Here is a 16,222-nt window from a genome sequence, read left to right as displayed (position 1 = left end):
TCCTCAGAAGATTCCGGGGAGGCCGGCGGGCGGCAACTGCCCCGCCCCGGCGACGAAGGTCAGGTCGCGGACCTCGTCCGCACCCAGTTCCGGCAGCCGCAGCGCCAGGTCGAGGAACCGCTTCACCTCGGCCTCCCCGAGGACGGGCGTCGCCAGGGTGCGGAACTTCTCGACGTAGTCCTCCCGGCCGAAGGGACGGGCACCGGCGGGGTGCGCGTCCGCAACGGCGATCTCGTCCTCGACGGTGCGCCCGTCGACCAGCGTCACGACGATGCGACCGCCGTAGGACTGGCTGTCGCCGCCCGCGTGGTACCGCTCCGTCCACACCGGGTCCTCGACGGTGGTGATCTTCTGCCACAGGGCGACCGTGTCGGGGCGCGCGGCCCGCTCGGGGGCGTACGAGTCCTCGTGGTGCCAGCGCCCGTCCTGCAGGGCGACGGCGAGGATGTAGGGCAGGGAGTGGTCCAGCGTCTCGCGTGAGGCGTACGGGTCGTACTTCTGCGGGTCGTTCGCGCCCGACCCGATGACGTAGTGCGTGTGGTGGGATGTATGCACGACGAGGGATTCGACCTTCGCCGGGTCGGCCACCTCGGGGTGTTCCCGGAGCAGTTTGCGGGCCAGGTCGATCCACGCCTGGGCCTGGTACTCGGCCGAGTGTTCCTTCGTGTAACTGAGCAGGATGGCTTCCTTGGCCTCCCCCGGAGCGGGCAGCGGCACCTCGTAGCGCCCCTCGGGTCCGTCGAGCAGCCAGGCGACGACCCCGTCCTCGCCCTCGTAGATCGGCGCCGGGCTGGTCTCGCCGCGCATCGCCCGGTCCACCGCCTCGACCGCGAGCTTGCCCGCGAAGCCGGGCGCGTACGCCTTCCACGAGGAGATCTCGCCCTTGCGGGACTGCCGGGTCGTGGTGGTGGTGTGCAGGGCCTGGCCGATGGCCTGGTACACCACCTCGGTGGACAGACCGAGCAGGGTGCCGATGCCGGCCGCGGCCGACGGGCCGAGGTGCGCGATGTGGTCGATCTTGTGCCGGTGCAGGCTGATGGCGCGCACCAGGTCGATCTGCAACTCGTAGCCGGTCGCGATGCCGCGGACCAGGGCGTGTCCGTCCATGCCGGTGTGCTGGGCCACCGCGAGGACCGGCGGGACGTTGTCGCCGGGGTGGGAGTAGTCGGCGGCCAAGAAGGTGTCGTGGTAGTCGAGTTCACGGACGGCGACCCCGTTGGCGTACGCCGCCCACTCGGGGCTGGTGCGCACGTCGGGGCCCAGGCCGAAGACCGTGGCGCCCGCGCCGCCGCGGCTCGGTGCGTGCGACAACGCCTGGGCGCGCGCCGAGGAGGGGGCCGAGCGGCCTATCGAGGCGGCGGCCACCGCCGCGTTGTCGATCACGCGGTTGACGATCATCTCGACCACGGGGTCGGTGACTTCGACCGGGTCGGTGGCAACTTCTGCCATCTTCCAGGCCAGTTGCTCCTCGCGCGGAAGGTTCTCCTCGCTGCGGTGGGACCGGAGGGAATGGTTGTTCATCGGGGCTTCTCCGTTGTGCTGGTGGGGTGGTGCTCCTCGAACGCGTCCCGCTCGGCGGGACGCCAGGACTGGCGGAAGTGCTCCACGCCGTTGTGCAGATGGACGTGCGTGGCGTGGCGGGCGAGCGCGGCGTCACCGCGGGAGATGGCCCGCGCGATGAGCGCGTGCTCCGCGGCGGAGGCTTCGAGCCTGGCCTGGGAGTGGCCGGCCATGCGCCGCACCCGGGCGACGTGGGTCCGCAGGTTCTCCATCGCGTCGATGAGGAACGAGTTGTCCGTCGCCTGGTTGACGGCCTCGTCGAAGCTCCGGATGAGCGCGAAGTAGTCGCTCACCTGTTCGTCGGAGACGGCGGGTCCCCGCAGGACGGCGTTCCACCGCGCGAAGCTGTCCTCGAAGGCGGCGAAGACCGCGGATTCGCCGCGGGCGGCGGCGAGTTGGGCGGCCTGGGCCTCCAGGCAGGCGCGCAGCTCGAACAGGCTGCGCACATCGCGGTCATTGACCTGGGTGACCACGACGCCGCGCTTGCCGGACGGCTCGACGAGCCCCTCCGCGACCAGCCTGCTCAGTGCTTCGCGGACCGGTGTGCGGGAGACCCCGAGCCGCTCGGACTGTTCCACTTCTAAGAGGGGAGCGCCGGGGGGCAGGTCGCCGTCGAGGATCTCCGACCGCAGCTGTGCGTACGCACGTCCTGCGGCGGTGGGGGATGAGGTCGGCATGAGCCGGAGTGTATACACGGCTGAGGCGCTTGGTCACGAGCGGGGCGCAAAGTGAAGAGAACTCTTGTGGACACCCCTTGGCGTGTATACATTCCGTCTCTCAAGAGAGCCCACCCTCCCAGTCGAGAGACAAGGTCGTCTCCATGAAGAACACCCGCGTTGCCGTCGCCATCGCCGTGGTCGCCGTCACTTCCCTGAGCGCCTGCAGCGACTCCTCGGGTGACAAGAAGGACGGAGAGGCCCAGGCGATCAACCGCCTGGAGATCATCGCGCCCGCGGCGCCCGGCAGCGGTTGGGACCAGGCGTCCCGCGCGACCCAGGAAGCGCTGAGATCCGCCAAACTCGCGAAGTCGCCGGAAGTGAAGAACGTTCCGGGGGCCTCCGGCACCGTCGCCCTCGCGCAGGTCGCGCCCCAGAAGGGCAAGGAGGACCTCTGGATAGCCTCCGGCCTCGCCATGATGAGCGGCATCATCAGCAACGGCACCAACGTCACCCTCGACAACCTCACCCCGCTCGCCCGCCTCATGGGCGAGTACGAGGTCATCGTCACGCCGAAGGACTCGCCCTACAAGTCCGTGGAGGACCTGTTCAAGGCGATCAAGGACAACCCGAAGTCCGTCTCCATCGCGGGCGGCTCCGCCGGCAGCGCCGACCACATCTACGTCGGTCTGCTCGCCAAGTACTACGGCGTCGACCCCGCCGAGGTGAACTACGTCCCCTACAGCGGCGGCGGCGAGGCGACCACGGCGATCCTCGGCGGCAAGGTCCAGGCCGGCGTCTCGGGCCTGAGCGAGTTCTCCGCCCAGGTGATCGAGGGCAACCTGAAGGGCCTCTACGTCTCCTCGCTGGAGCCCGTCGAGGGGGTCAAGTTCGCCGAGACCGCCCTCGACGTCAGCCCGACCCTCGAATTCCAGAACTGGCGCTCGATGATGGCCCCCGCCGGCCTCGACGACGCGACCAAGGACAAGTACGTCGACGCGCTGAAGACGATGCACGGCTCGGCGAACTGGAAGGCCGCGCTCAAGAAGCACGCCTGGAACGACAACTTCATCGCCGGTGACGAGTTCGCGACCTGGCTCAAGGAAGAGAACACCCGGGTGAAGGAAGTCCTCGACCAGCTCGGCCTGTCCAAGAAGTGACCGCTCCTTACTGGTGGGTGCCCGGCGAACGGCGGGCACCCACCCACCTCGGCGTGAGAAAGGCACACCCATGAGCACCCGCTCGACATCTCCCGAGTCCTCCCCCACTCGGCCCCGCGAACAGCGCAGGGCCGCCTTGGGAGAGTGGGCCATCACCGCAGGACTCCTGACCATCGGGGTGGTCATCCTGCTCGACGGCCTCGGGCAAGCGGCCTCGACGTCCGCATCGGGGGTCGGCGCCGGCTTCACGCCGAAGGTGGTCGGCGTCCTGCTGATCGCCCTCTCGCTGGCGCTCGGCGTTCAGGTGGCCCGGGGTCGGCGCGGTGAGGCCGACTCCGGAGAGGGCGACGTCGACGTCCGCAACACCCGGTGGATACCGCTCGCCGTGTGCGTGGCCGCCGTGCTCATCTTCATCGCCGGGGTCGAACCGCTCGGCTACGTCATCGTCTCCGCGCTGGCGTTCTGGCTCACCGCCTGGGCCATGGGCGCGCGCAGCCACCTCAAGTCGGCGGGCATCGCGGTCGTGCTGTCCCTCGTGGTGTACCTCGTCTTCACCCGGGCCCTCGGCATCTCGCTGGCCCCCGGCGTCCTGGAAGGGGTGCTCTGATGTCGGGTTGGGACGGACTCCTCCACGGGCTCTCGCTCGCGGTCACCCCGGAGAACCTGCTCTTCGCGCTGATCGGCACCATCGTCGGCACGCTCATCGGCGTCCTGCCGGGCATCGGCCCCGCGCTGACCATCGCCCTGCTGCTGCCGATGACCTACGGGCTCGAACCGGCCTCCGCGTTCATCATGTTCGCCGGCATCTACTACGGCGCCATGTACGGCGGATCGACCACGGCGATCCTGCTGAAGACCCCCGGCGAGTCCGGCTCGGTCATCACCGCGATCGACGGCAACAAGATGGCCCGACGGGGGCGCGGCGCCGCCGCCCTCGCCACGGCGGCCATCGGGTCGTTCATCGCCGGCACCATCGCCACGCTGCTGCTGGCCTTCTTCGCGCCGTGGATGGTCAAGGTCGCGGTGCACCTCGGCGCCGAGGACTACTTCGCGCTCATGGTGGTCGCCTTCCTCACCGTCAGCGCGCTCGTGGGCGGTTCGCCACTGCGTGGACTCGTGTCAATGACGCTCGGACTGGGCGTCGGACTCGTCGGACTCGACTTCCAGAGCGGTCAACAGCGCCTGACCTTCGGCGAGGTGTCCCTCCTCGACGGGATCGACACCGTCGTGCTGATCGTCGCGCTCTTCGCCCTGGGCGAGGTCCTCTACGTCGCCGCGCACCAGACGTCGAGCCGCTTCGACGTGATGCGGGTGAACAAGGGCAAGAGCTGGATGACCCGCGACGACTGGCGGCGCGCCTGGCGACCGTGGCTGCGCGGCACCTCCATCGGCTTCCCGCTCGGGGTGATCCCCGCGGGCGGCTCCGAGATCCCGACGTTCCTCTCGTACACCCTCGAACGCAAGCTGTCGAAGCGTCCCAAGGAGTTCGGACAGGGCGCCATCGAGGGCGTCGCCGGACCGGAGGCCGCGAACAACGCCAACGCCGCCGGCACCCTGGTGCCGCTGCTGACCCTCGGCATCCCGACGTCCGCCACGGCCGCCGTCATCCTGGTCGCCTTCCAGCAGTACGGCATCCAGCCCGGTCCGCAGCTGTTGGACACCCAGTCGGCGCTGGTCTGGGGTCTGATCGCCAGCCTGCTGATCGCCAACGTCATCCTGCTCGGTCTGAACCTGCCGCTGATCGGCCTCTGGGTGAAGATCCTGGAGATCCCGAAGCCCTACCTCTTCGCCGGCATCACGGTCTTCGCCCTGCTCGGCACCTACGCCGTGAACGGCAGCGCGTTCGACGTCGGGGTCCTGCTCGTCTTCGGACTCGCCGGTTACCTCATGCGCCGGTTCGGCTTCCCCGTCTCGCCCATGATCGTGGGGGCGATCCTCGGCCCGCTGGCGGAGGTCCAGCTGCGCCGGGCGCTCGACATCGCCGGTGGCGACGTCACCACGCTGGTGTCCACGCCGTTCACGATCGTCGTGTACGCCACGCTGGCCGTGGTCCTGCTCGGAGGGATCCTGCTCCGCAGGCGGCCCGCCCGCTACGAGGCCCCCGTCGACGCCGCCCCCGCACAGACCCCCGCCGGCCCCGCCGTTCCGGTCGCCCCCTTCACCCCCGCGACCCCCGTCCCCCCTGCAACCCCCGCCGCCCCCACCGCCCCCACGACCCCCGTAACTCCTGCTGGCCCTCAGGCCCCTCAGGCCCCCGCCGCGCCCCAGCACCCCGAGGCTCCCCCGTCTCCGGAACCCCCGGAGTCCCCGGGCCGCTGAGCACCGCACACCCCTGCACGCGTCCCCTTCGCACGCGGCGTTGTTCCCGGGCCCGAGCGTGCTGAGCCTGGGGACATGACCACCGACCTGAGTGGACCACCGTCCGCCGCCCGCCCCCTGACTCCGGCCCGGGGGCGGGCCGCCGTCTTCGCCACCGCGGCCGCCACCTTCACCGTCGTCACCACCGAGATGCTGCCCGTCGGCCTGCTGAGCCCCCTCGGCGCGGGGCTCGGCGTCCTGGAGGGCACGGCCGGGCTCGCCGTCACCCTGCCGGGCGTCGTCGCCGCCGTCACCGCCCCGCTGTTCCCGACGCTCGCCGGCCGCCTCGACCGCCGGAGCCTGCTGTGCGGGCTGCTGTTGTTGTTGGCCGCCGCCAACCTCGTCTGTGCGCTGGCCCCCTCCTTCGGGGTGCTGCTGGCCGCCCGGGTCGCCGTCGGCGTCGCCATCGGCGGGGTGTGGACCGTCGCCGCCGGACTCGCCCACCGACTGGTGCCCGCGCCCTCGGTCGCCCGCGCCACCGCCGTCGTCTTCAGCGGCATCGCCGTCGCCTCCGTGCTCGGCATCCCGGCGGGCGCACTGATCGGGGACGCCGCGGGCTGGCGGTGGGGGTTCGCCGCGGTCGGCGCCCTCGCCGTCCTCGTCGCCGTCCTGCACGCCGTCCTGCTCCCGCCGCTGCCCGCCGGGGCGGCCGTCCGACCCCGCGAGATGACCGCCCTGCTGCGGTTGCCGGCCCTGCGCGCCGGGCTGCTGGTGGTCGCCCTCCTGGTGACCGGACACTTCGCCGCCTACACCTACGTGCGGCCGGTACTGGAACGGGTCGACGGGATCGACGCCGGCGCGATCAGCGCCCTGCTGCTCTGCTACGGGGTCGCCGGCGTCATCGGCAACTTCGTCGCCGGAACGGTCGCCGGACGCTCACCGCGACGGTCCCTGCTCGGGATATCGGCCGTGCTGGCCCTGGCGGTACCGCTGTTGGCGGCGGCGGCCGGGAACGCCGTGCTCTCCGTCGCGCTGCTGGTGGCGTGGGGCCTCGCGTACGGAGGGGTCTCGGTATCGGCCCAGAGCTGGCTGGTCGGGGCGCTGGGGGGCGGGGGCGCCCGGGCCCGGGAAGCCGCGTCCGGTCTGTTCGCCGGCGTCTTCAACTCGGCGATCGCGCTGGGCGCCGCGGTGGGCGGCGGGTTCGTCGACACCCTGGGCGAGGCCAGCGTGCTGCTCCTCGCCGGTACGACGGCCGCCGCCGCCCTCGCCCTGCTCGCCCTGCGCCCGACCGGACGGCGCACCACCGGTTAGCGCGACGGCCGTTCACCCGGCGCCGTGCCCGTTCCCGTGGACGTACAGGCATGTTGACGCCGTGCGCGAATTCACTGCATTCAACATGCATGCATCGCACCCCGATTGATGTGCGCGCCAAGTCCGTGCTGCATGAAACTGGTGTCCTTCTGCTCCCTCGTCGGAGCGCCGTGCGGGGTGTTCTGGATATGTCCGGATTGGTTGGTGTGGTGAGATCCGGGCTGTTACTGTCTGACTGTTGATCAGCTACGGAACGCAATGTTCCGGGCTGTGCGTGATCGCGCGCACCCCCGCCCGGCGAGGTGTTGGGCGCCCCTTCGGCATGCGTCGTCGACGGTTGAATTCGATGCCTCGGCATGTCCGGCGGCATTGCTGTGCGCGGAAAACCAGGAGGAATGAGTGTCGTCTCGGAATGACACTGCCCGGGTGCGGACGCGTCGCCGTGGATGCGTCACGGCACTGGCGGTCTTCGCCTCGGTCGCGGGACTTCTGATACCCGCGGTACCCGTCGTGTCCGCGCACGCGACCCCGGGAACCGCAGTGCTCGACGTCTCCGTCCGGGCCGTCGACTCGACCACCGGGGCGCCGCAGTCACGAGCCGCCTTCGGCGTGCACGGCAACGAGGTCGCGTACAAGGTCGCCTACTCCTGCGGCGCCGCCGACTGCCGGGACGCCACCGTCCGGATGGCGCCTTCCCAGCCGGACCCGAACGGGCTGACGACCGAGCCGCTGCTGTCCTACGCGAACTGGACGGCTCCCGCGGGCCTGCCGGACGCGACGATCGGCGGCACGGACGCGACGGGCAAGACGATCGACCTCGGCGACCTCTCCGCCGGCCGGTCGGGCACCTTCCTCGTCGTCTACGCGATCCACCCGAGCGGCACGTACACCACGCCCAGACCGGCCCAGTACTACCCCTCCGGATTCCAGATCGAGATGGCGGCCACCCTGGAGGCCGCCACCGCCCCCGCTCCCGCACGGGCCGAGGCCGCCCCGGTGACCTGGCAGAACTCGGTACCGGAGCCGTCCGTGCAGCAGGCGAACCCCGGATCGGTGCGCGCCGGGACCGAGGTGACCTGGGACCTGCTGATGAACACCGGCGCGTTCGTCCGCGCCAGCGGGTCCGTGGTCACCGGCTCCTCGCAGTGGGCCGCCGCGGGCAGTTACACCGTCGTCGAGGAACTGGACCCGCGGGCGGAGTACGTCTCCAGCACGGGAGGCGGCGCCTACGACGCTGCGAGCCACTCGGTCACCTGGTCGCTCGGCACGAGGGACGCGCCCGCCGCCACCGCTGCCGGCGGCTGGGGCTGGGCCGGCACCAGCGGCTGGAGCAACCGCGGCCCCTACCACCCGCGTGCGGTGACGGTGCACTACCCGCCGGGCCGGTTCACCTCCGACCCGGGCGGCTGCGACTTCGAAGCGACCGTGTCGAGCACCCTGAGGGTGACCGCCACCTACCTCGATCCGGACCGCAGCACGCGAACGGCCGCGCAGACGATGACGCACCCGGTCTCCTGCCATGAACCCTTCGCCCGGGCGGACATGGCGAAGGACAGCACGAACAACGCCTCCAGCGGACCGGTCCGCCTGCTGGACGTGCCCCCGGACGTGACCGGGCTGACCTGCCCGCCCACCGGCCGGGACGACTGGAACCGGGGCTGCGCGCCGGGCGCCGCCCTGGCCCCCTTCGCGGACCACGCGCACCGCTGGACCGTGACGGCCCGCAACCAGGCGAACGTGCCCGGGGTCGCCGTGATCGAGGACGACGCGCTCGGGCAGGCGGACGCCCGGGTCAACCGGATCACCACCTCGCGGACGACGCCCGCCGCCACCGTCGAATGGACCCGCAACGACGGCACCACCGGACGGTCCGCCGGATCGGTGACCGCCCCGGCGGGCACCTGGTTCACCGCGGCGAGGACCACCAGCGGTCCGCTCGCCCCGGCCAACAACCGGCCCGGCGACACCGGGGCCACCCCCTTCCACACGTACTTCCACTACGCCGTGCAGTCGAGCGCCCCGATCGGCGGGCAGCGCACCAACACCGCCACGGCGACGCTGTCGTGGCCCGGCAGCGGCCTCGCCGCCGAACGACTCGGGCCGGTGTCCCGCACGATCCGGTTCCGGGCGACCCCGCCGAAGACCCCGTCCGTCACCGCGGCCTTCCCCTCGGCCGCGCAGGTCGAGGGCGGCGGCAACGCCGTCCCGGGCAAGAACGTGACCTTCGGCGTGCGCGGGGCGACCGCGAACGTCCCGGGCGCGGTGAGCCTCACCCCCCAGTACGTGTTCCTCGCCCCCACCGGCTGGACGATCGACCCCGACTCCCCGTCCTTCCCCGCCGGTTCCGTACCCGGGGGCGTGACCTTCGACCACACGAGCAGGACGGTCGGCGGCGAGCCCCGCGAGGTGGTCGTGGCGAGCTGGCCCGACGACGTGTCGTTCGGGGAGAACACCACCTGGCCCACCCTGAGCGTCATCGCCCGGCCCGGCCCCGCCGTCGCCCCCGGGACCCGCAGCGTCGCGCACGCCTGGGCCGGCGACTCCCGTCACACCTGGACCGGCTCCCGGGCCAGCTACGGCGGTGCGCTCCAGGACGCCCCCGACGTCGACGGCGACGGCAGCACCGACGAGTGGTTCTCCGGCACCGCGCAGACCGTCACGGTCTCCTCGGCCGACGGGCTGGACGCCGTCAAGGAGATCTGCCTGCCCACCCCGGGCGCCCCCGACGGCTGCACCTGGCTGTCCGACCCGGACCACCCGGTGGGCGTCTCGCCGACGGCCACCGACATCCGGTACCGGGTCACCCTGAAGAACACCGGCAACACCACGCTCAGCGACGTCGTCGCGTACGACGTCCTCCCGCACGCGGGGGACCACGGGACCAGCGCCGGCACCGCCTCCGTCCCGCGCGGCAGCACCTTCGGCCAGACCGTCGACAGCGTCTTCGCGGTCTCGCCCCACCTGGAACTGGCGTACTCGGCCACCACCAACCCCCGGCGCGTCGAGGTCCATCCGTCCGCCCCGGGCACCACCGACGACTGGGGCCCCGCACCGGCCGGCAAGAAGGCGATCCGGGCGACCGTGACCGGTGACCTCGCCCCCGGCCGCACCGCACGCTTCGGCTTCGTCGCAGCGGTCGCCCCGGGCACCGGGGCCGACGCCGTCGCCTGCAACTCCGTCGCGCTGGACAGCGCCCAGACGCTGCCCGCCGAGCCGCGCCCGGTGTGCGCGGCCACCCAGGAGGCCGATCTGCGCATCGACCTCCCGGACCGGCTCCCCTGGCAGGTGGACCGCCCGGGAACGCTGCCCTTCACCGTCACCCACGCCGGCGGCTCGCGGGAGACCGCCGCCACCGTCACCGTCACCGTCCCGGCGGGCCTGACCGTCACCGACCCCACGCCCGACGGCTGGCGCTGCACCGCCGAGCCGGGCAGCGCCCCGCTCGCCGGACCCCTGACGCTGACCTGCACCCCCGTCGACGGGGCGGGCGGGTCGAAGCCGCTCGCCCGGGGCGTGAGCGTGCCCCTCGACGTCCCCGTCACCCCGACCGCCGCCGGACGCGTCTGCGTGTCCGCAGCGGTCACCGGCCCGATGCACGACCCGAGTCCCGCCCACAACGACGCGACCGGCTGCGGGTGGATCGGCGCCGCCACCGCCGGACTCTCGGTGACGCAGACCGACGGCCGGTCCGCGGTGACCGCGGGCGACACGTACGCGTACACCCTCAAGGCCGCGAACCTGCTGCCCGCCGAGGACGTCACCGACGCGCAACTGACGGACGCCCTCCCGGACGGCCTGGCGTTCGTCTCCGCGAGCCACGGCGGCACGGTCACCGACCGGGGCCCGGCCGACCCCTACGGCAACCGGCCGGGCGGCACCGTCACCTGGGCGCTCGACGACCTCGGCGCCGCCGGCCCGGCCTCCCCGGACGGCACACCCTCCGCGGGCGGCCCCGCGGCCACCGCGACCGTGCGGGTGAAGGTCCGGGTGCTGCCCGGGGCGACGGGCCCGGTCGTCAACCGCGCACGGGTGAGCGCCCCCGACCCGGCCGACCGCGGTGAGACGCTGCGCGCGGACGCCACCGACAGCAACGGCGTGCGGGCGCTCACCCTGAGCAAGGCGTCGGGCGTGCCGTCCGCCGGAGTGAGCTCCGGCGACACCCTCACGTACACGGTCACCGCCACCCACACCGGCACGGCCGACTACCCCGCCTCCGCGCCCGCCGTGCTCACGGACCACCTCGACGGCGTCCTCGACGACGCCCCGTTCGTGACCGGTTCCGCCTCGGTGACCGTGGGCGACGGCCCGCCCGAGGCGCTGCCCGACCCGACCGGCTCCGTCCTGACCTGGTCGGGCGCCCTGCCGGCCGGGGAAACGGCGACCCTCACCTACCGGGTGCGGGTCGGCGACGACGGCGACCGCACCCTGCGCTCCACCGCGTACGGCGGCCCCGCCGGAACCGTCTGCGACGGGGCGGGGGGCCGCGACGGGAACGGGGTGCCCTGCGCCACCACCAGCGACGGGTTCGCCCCCGTGCTCACCGGGTCGGTCGGCTCCACGGAACAGGACGACGCGGGCCACTGGACCGTCGTCCACACCCTCGACGTCACCAACCCCAACCCGGGCCGGGCCGTCGGCTACGACCTCACGGACGAACTGCGCTTCGGCCCCGGCATCGAGGTGCTGGACGCAGCGGTGACCGGGGTCCCGGACGGGGCCGGTGCGGTCACCGGCTGGGAGGGTTCCGGCACGGTCGCCGCCGATGTGGAGCTCCCCGGCGGGGCCACGCACCGGTGGACCGTCACCGTCACCGCGGACGCCCACGGCACCGCCGGCACCGCCCCCGGGCGCTGCGTCGACGGCGCGGCGGGCGGCTTCGCCAACCGGGCCGTGCTCATCCGCACCGACGGCTCCCGGCGCACCGCCGACTCCTGTGCCGCCCCGGCCGAGCCGACCGTCACCAAGGCCGTCGACGGCGCGCCGCAGCGCAACGAGGACGGCACCTGGGACATCGGCTACCTCGTCACCGTCACCAACGGGTCGCGGACCCCGGCCGGCGGGCTGGTCCACGGCCTCGACGACACCCTCACGTTCCCGCGGGGCGTGCGCGTCCTGGCGGTGTCCGCGGAGGTCGACGGGGCGACGGCGAACCCCGGCTTCAACGGGGGACTGACCGAGGTCGGCGGGGACCGGGCCACCCCGGACACCGCCCTGTTCACCGGCACCGCCCGGGTCCCGGCGGCCACCGCGGAGGGTCCCGGGGTCCGGACCCACCGGGTGACGGTCACCGCCCGCGCGGAAGCGATGTACGTGACCGCCCGGGACGTCGCGTGCGGCCCGGTCGGGGGCGGCGGCTACGGCAACACGGTGACGCTGACCTCGACGGGCACGGTCGTCGGCACGGCCACCGCGTGCGCGGACGTCACCGTGCCGCAGCTCCACTTCACCAAGGCCGCCGACACCAAGGAGGCCGTGCGTCCCGGCGACACGATCACGTACACGGTGACCGCCCGCAACGTCGGGGACGCGGACTTCGTGGCGGGCGACCCGGCGGGCGTCGAGGACGACCTGTCCCACCTGCTCGCGCACGCCCGGTTCAACGGGGACGCGGCGGCCACCGCCGGAGACGTGGTGGTCGGCGGCTCCCGGATGCTCTGGTCCACGCCGATCGCGGCGGGCGGCAGCGAGACGCTGACCTACTCGGTGACGGTCGGTGCGGACACCGCGCCCGGCACCCGGATCGTCAACGGCCTCTCCCAGCTCGGCGTCGACCCCGGGGAGCGGCCCGGCGTCGGCCCGGACGGGAGCGGCGAACGATCCGGCGGCCCGTCCGGCGGCTCGTCCGGTCACCAGTCCGGAGGTCCGTCCGGTGGCTCGTCGGGCGGCGCTTCGGGCGGCCCCGGCGGTGGCGCGGCGGGCGGCTCAGGGGGCGGCCCGGGCGGTGCGTCGGGCGGGAGCGCACCGGGTGGCGGCGCGGGCGGCCGCGGGGAGCCCTGTCCGGTACGGCCCGCCGCGGTCCCCGACGGGAACTGCGTCGTCACCACACCCGTGACGGCACGGGCGGCGCCCCCACCGTCGGCGTCATCGTCGCCGCTCGCCGGCACCGGCACCGACCTCATCGGCCCCGCACTCGCCGCCGGCGCGGCCCTGACCGTCGGCACGGCGCTGCTGGTCGCCGCCAGGCACCGCGCCCGGCGGGCCGGTTCCTGACGAACGACGACGGCCGGGCCCGCTCCTCCCCGGAGCGGACCCGGCCGTCACGGCGACTCGGGGGAGCGGGCTGCGGCTACGCGCCGAGCTCCGCGGCGACCAGCTCCGCGATCTGCACGGCGTTCAGCGCCGCACCCTTGCGGAGGTTGTCCCCGGACACGAAGAACGCGAGCCCGTGCGCGACGGTCTCGTCCGCCCGGACCCGTCCCACGTAGGAGACGTCCTGCCCGGCGGCCTCCAACGGGGTGGGGATGTCCGACAGCGCCACGCCGGGCGCCCCGCCCAGCAGCTCGTACGCCCGCTCGACGCTGATCGGCCGCGCGAACCGTGCGTTGACCTGGAGGGAGTGCCCGGTGAAGACGGGCACCCGGACACAGGTCCCGGAGACCTTCAGCTCCGGGATCTCCAGGATCTTGCGCGACTCGTGGCGCAGCTTCTGCTCCTCGTCGGTCTCGTGCGAACCGTCGTCCACGACGGACCCGGCCAGCGGGACCACGTTGAAGGCGATGGGGCGCTGGTACACACCGGGCTCGGGGAAGTCCACGGCGTCGCCGCCGTGGGTGAGCCGGTCCGCCTCGGCGACGACCTTCTGCGCCTGCCCGTGCAGCTCCGCCACCCCGGCGAGTCCGGACCCGGACACCGCCTGGTACGTGGCGACGACGAGCGCCTCCAGACCGGCCTCCTCGTGCAGCGGGCGCAGCACGGGCATGGCGGCCATGGTGGTGCAGTTCGGGTTGGCGATGATCCCCTTGGGCCGGTCGGCGACGGCGTGCGGGTTGACCTCGGAGACCACGAGCGGGACCTGGGGGTCGCGCCGCCAGGCGGAGGAGTTGTCGATCACGACGGGGCCCTGCGCGGCGACCTTCTCGGCGAGCGCCCGGGAGGTGGCGCCGCCCGCGGAGAACAGCACGATGTCCAGACCGCTGTAGTCGGCGGTGGAGGCGTCCTCGACGGTCACCGGCGTGCCCTGCCAGTCGATGGTGGAACCGGCGGACCGCGCCGAGGCGAACAGGCGCAGCTCACTGACCGGGAAGTTCCGGTCGACGAGCACCTTGCGCATGACCGTGCCCACCTGACCGGTGGCTCCGACGATTCCGACCCTCACGGTGACTCCTTCTGGGTGCTCTGCCCGGACGTGGTGTGCCCGCCCGGGTGTACTTCGGTGTCCGTACCGCGCTGTACGGGGGGTATGGGGTGAATCACCCCCGTACGTACACATCTGCTGACGTACGAGGACGGGCTCACGGTTCCATGATGCGTCTGTCCCCGTCCCGCCTGTCCAATCCTTTGGTCCGCGTTCCGAAAAGTGGGACGGGAGCACGGGCGGAATCCGCGTCGAACGTTTCGTCGGCCTCCGACGTCGTAGGGGGGAACGCGGATCGTCCCCTCCGGGGCGGTCCGGTGCGAGGGGAGGGGAGAGGCGCCCTTGCTGTGGCGACGGGACCGGAACAGGAACAGGGGCACCGCGGTCGGTGCCGTGCAGCAGGTGGACGTGGGTGCGCTCCGTGGGAACGGGAGACCGTCCCGGCCGTCGGTCGGCGCTGCGGCCGCCCGACCGGCGGCCGACGTACTGGCCGCGCCGGCGGTCGGGTCCCCCGCCGACCCGGCCGCGGACCCGCTGGACGCGGCCCTGGAACGTCGGGTGCGCGCGATCCTGGCGCTCGGCGGAGTACCGCAGGCGGACCTGCCGGACGGGGTGCAGCAGGTCCGGCTGCGGCTGCTCGAACGCGCGGCCAAGGGTCAGGAGGCCCCCCGTGACGTCGCCGCGTGGGCGGCCGTCGTCGCGTCGAACCTCGCCGTGGACTGGCACCGGTCGCGGCGCCGCCAAGAACGCGTCGGGGAACGGCTCGCCTCGCTGCGGACCGAGGAGTCCGGCGCCGGTGAGGACGTCCGCGTCCTGTCGGTCGCCGTGGCGCAGGGCCTGGACGGGCTGCCGGCCCCGCAGCGCCAGGTGGTCGTGCTCCGCTTCTACGCCGACCTACAAGTGCGGGAGATCGCCGAACGGCTCGGTGTCCCGGAGGGCACGGTCAAGAGCCGGCTGTACACGGCGGTACGGGCGCTGCGCGCGCTCCTGCACGAGGACGAGGTGGTGTGAGGTGACCGAGCAAGGGCCCCGAGCCCAAGACGACGTACTGCTGTCGGCGATCCTGGACGAGGCGCTGGCCCCGGAGGCCGCCGCCGACCCGGAGACGGCCGCCGCGCACCGAGCCGCCGTGGACGACGTCGCCGAACTCCGCCGCCAACTGCACCTGCTGGGCGCCGCCCTCACCGACGAGCCGGTCGCACCGGTCGCCCCGGTCGAGCCGTCCTGGTCGCGCGACCCGGTGACGGAGGCCCCCGCCCCGACCCCGTCGAGCACCGCCCGCGTTCCCCGCCCGCGGCCCAGGACCCGGGGGCGCACCGGGGGTTCTCCGGGGACCTCGCGTCCACCCGGCCGCTCCCGCGGCCGACGGCTCGCCCGCCGGTTCGCCGTCGGGGCCTCGGCCCTCGCCTTCCTGGCGGCCCTGGTCACCGGGGTGAGCTGGGTGACCGCGAACGGTATCGGCGGCTCCGAGAACGCGGACGCGAAGTCGATCGAGGCGGAGCACCCGACGGTGTCGGCGGGGGAACCCCAGTCGGCGAAGCCGCCGGGCCGTGCGCAGGGGGACCGGGAGTCGATGAGCCCGGAGGGGTACGTCGCCTGCATGCGGCAGATCGCGGAGGGCGAGGTGACCCGCCGGGAGCCGCACCCGGACGACTCCTGGGTGGAGCTCACGGTGAAGGTGACCCGTTGGCACAAGCCGGCCCGCGGTCCGGCCCGGATCACGTTCCGCATGGACGCCGACGCGGACCCGCAGCTCAAGGTCGGCCAACGCACCCTGCTCACCTTCCCCAAGGGGCGGGAGACGCACCCCTACGACTGGGCCACGGGCGCCGACCTGCTCACGCTGCGGACCATGGTGGTGAAGGCCCTGCCCGCCTCCCGGAAGATCGAGTGTGAGGCTCCCGGGCCCCGCTGAGGGGGCCGGGCCGCAACGCCGACGGGGC

Annotated in this window: 10 protein-coding genes; 7 read left to right on the top strand and 3 right to left on the bottom strand. The window is 73.3% G+C overall.

Going from position 1 to position 16,222, the window contains the following annotated elements:
• Positions 1-3: 3 nt before the first annotated feature.
• Both ACFYOU_RS06975 and ACFYOU_RS06970 read right to left on the bottom strand, forming a co-directional pair.
• Positions 4-1,521 (bottom strand): MmgE/PrpD family protein, encoded by a 1,518-nt coding sequence (locus tag ACFYOU_RS06975; protein WP_389772132.1) that lies wholly within the window; start codon positions 1,519-1,521, stop codon positions 4-6.
• Positions 1,518-2,237 (bottom strand): GntR family transcriptional regulator, encoded by a 720-nt coding sequence (locus tag ACFYOU_RS06970; RefSeq protein ID WP_387002938.1) that lies wholly within the window; start codon positions 2,235-2,237, stop codon positions 1,518-1,520. Before ACFYOU_RS06970 ends, ACFYOU_RS06975 begins: the two co-directional genes overlap by 4 nt.
• A gap of 143 nt (positions 2,238-2,380) precedes the next feature.
• Between ACFYOU_RS06970 and ACFYOU_RS06965 the strand changes: the two genes are divergently transcribed.
• From ACFYOU_RS06965 to ACFYOU_RS06945, 5 genes are all read left to right on the top strand, one after another.
• On the top strand, positions 2,381-3,376 hold the full coding sequence (locus ACFYOU_RS06965; protein ID WP_391303988.1) for a tripartite tricarboxylate transporter substrate-binding protein: 996 nt from the start codon (positions 2,381-2,383) through the stop codon (positions 3,374-3,376).
• A gap of 70 nt (positions 3,377-3,446) precedes the next feature.
• Positions 3,447-3,983: a tripartite tricarboxylate transporter TctB family protein gene (locus ACFYOU_RS06960; RefSeq protein ID WP_391303987.1), complete on the top strand. Its 537-nt coding sequence runs from the start codon at positions 3,447-3,449 to the stop codon at positions 3,981-3,983.
• Positions 3,983-5,695, top strand: coding sequence for a tripartite tricarboxylate transporter permease (locus ACFYOU_RS06955; protein WP_391303986.1), 1,713 nt, complete (start codon positions 3,983-3,985; stop codon positions 5,693-5,695). Before ACFYOU_RS06960 ends, ACFYOU_RS06955 begins: the two co-directional genes overlap by 1 nt.
• 75 nt (positions 5,696-5,770) lie before the next feature.
• Positions 5,771-6,985 carry an MFS transporter gene (locus tag ACFYOU_RS06950; protein ID WP_391303985.1) on the top strand — a complete coding sequence of 405 codons (1,215 nt, stop codon included), beginning with the start codon at positions 5,771-5,773 and terminating at the stop codon, positions 6,983-6,985.
• Positions 6,986-7,495: 510 nt separating this feature from the next.
• The gene (locus tag ACFYOU_RS06945) at positions 7,496-13,195 is read left to right on the top strand and encodes a hypothetical protein (protein ID WP_391303984.1); all 5,700 of its coding nucleotides are present in this window, start codon (positions 7,496-7,498) and stop codon (positions 13,193-13,195) included.
• 76 nt (positions 13,196-13,271) lie between these two features.
• On the opposite strand, the gene ACFYOU_RS06940 is transcribed toward ACFYOU_RS06945, so the two are convergent.
• Positions 13,272-14,300: an aspartate-semialdehyde dehydrogenase gene (locus ACFYOU_RS06940; RefSeq protein ID WP_391303983.1), complete on the bottom strand. Its 1,029-nt coding sequence runs from the start codon at positions 14,298-14,300 to the stop codon at positions 13,272-13,274.
• A 465-nt stretch (positions 14,301-14,765) separates the two neighbouring features.
• On the opposite strand from ACFYOU_RS06940, the gene ACFYOU_RS06935 reads away from it, so the two are divergent.
• Positions 14,766-15,290, top strand: coding sequence for an RNA polymerase sigma factor (locus ACFYOU_RS06935; RefSeq protein WP_387003062.1), 525 nt, complete (start codon positions 14,766-14,768; stop codon positions 15,288-15,290).
• A gap of 1 nt (position 15,291) precedes the next feature.
• Positions 15,292-16,194 carry a hypothetical protein gene (locus tag ACFYOU_RS06930; RefSeq protein ID WP_391303982.1) on the top strand — a complete coding sequence of 301 codons (903 nt, stop codon included), beginning with the start codon at positions 15,292-15,294 and terminating at the stop codon, positions 16,192-16,194.
• Positions 16,195-16,222 lie beyond the last annotated feature (28 nt).

Source organism: Streptomyces sp. NPDC005955, assembly GCF_042871255.1.
Lineage (GTDB): Bacteria > Actinomycetota > Actinomycetes > Streptomycetales > Streptomycetaceae > Streptomyces.
This window is presented reverse-complemented; position numbering and strand designations above follow the sequence as displayed.

Bases quoted from the DNA above. Each gene is read 5' to 3' on its own strand.
- ACFYOU_RS06975 (WP_389772132.1), bottom strand. From the start codon at position 1,521: ATGAACAACCATTCCCTCCGGTCCCACCGCAGCGAGGAGAACCTTCCG.
- ACFYOU_RS06970 (WP_387002938.1), bottom strand. From the start codon at position 2,237: ATGCCGACCTCATCCCCCACCGCCGCAGGACGTGCGTACGCACAGCTG.
- ACFYOU_RS06965 (WP_391303988.1), top strand. From the start codon at position 2,381: ATGAAGAACACCCGCGTTGCCGTCGCCATCGCCGTGGTCGCCGTCACT.
- ACFYOU_RS06960 (WP_391303987.1), top strand. From the start codon at position 3,447: ATGAGCACCCGCTCGACATCTCCCGAGTCCTCCCCCACTCGGCCCCGC.
- ACFYOU_RS06955 (WP_391303986.1), top strand. From the start codon at position 3,983: ATGTCGGGTTGGGACGGACTCCTCCACGGGCTCTCGCTCGCGGTCACC.
- ACFYOU_RS06950 (WP_391303985.1), top strand. From the start codon at position 5,771: ATGACCACCGACCTGAGTGGACCACCGTCCGCCGCCCGCCCCCTGACT.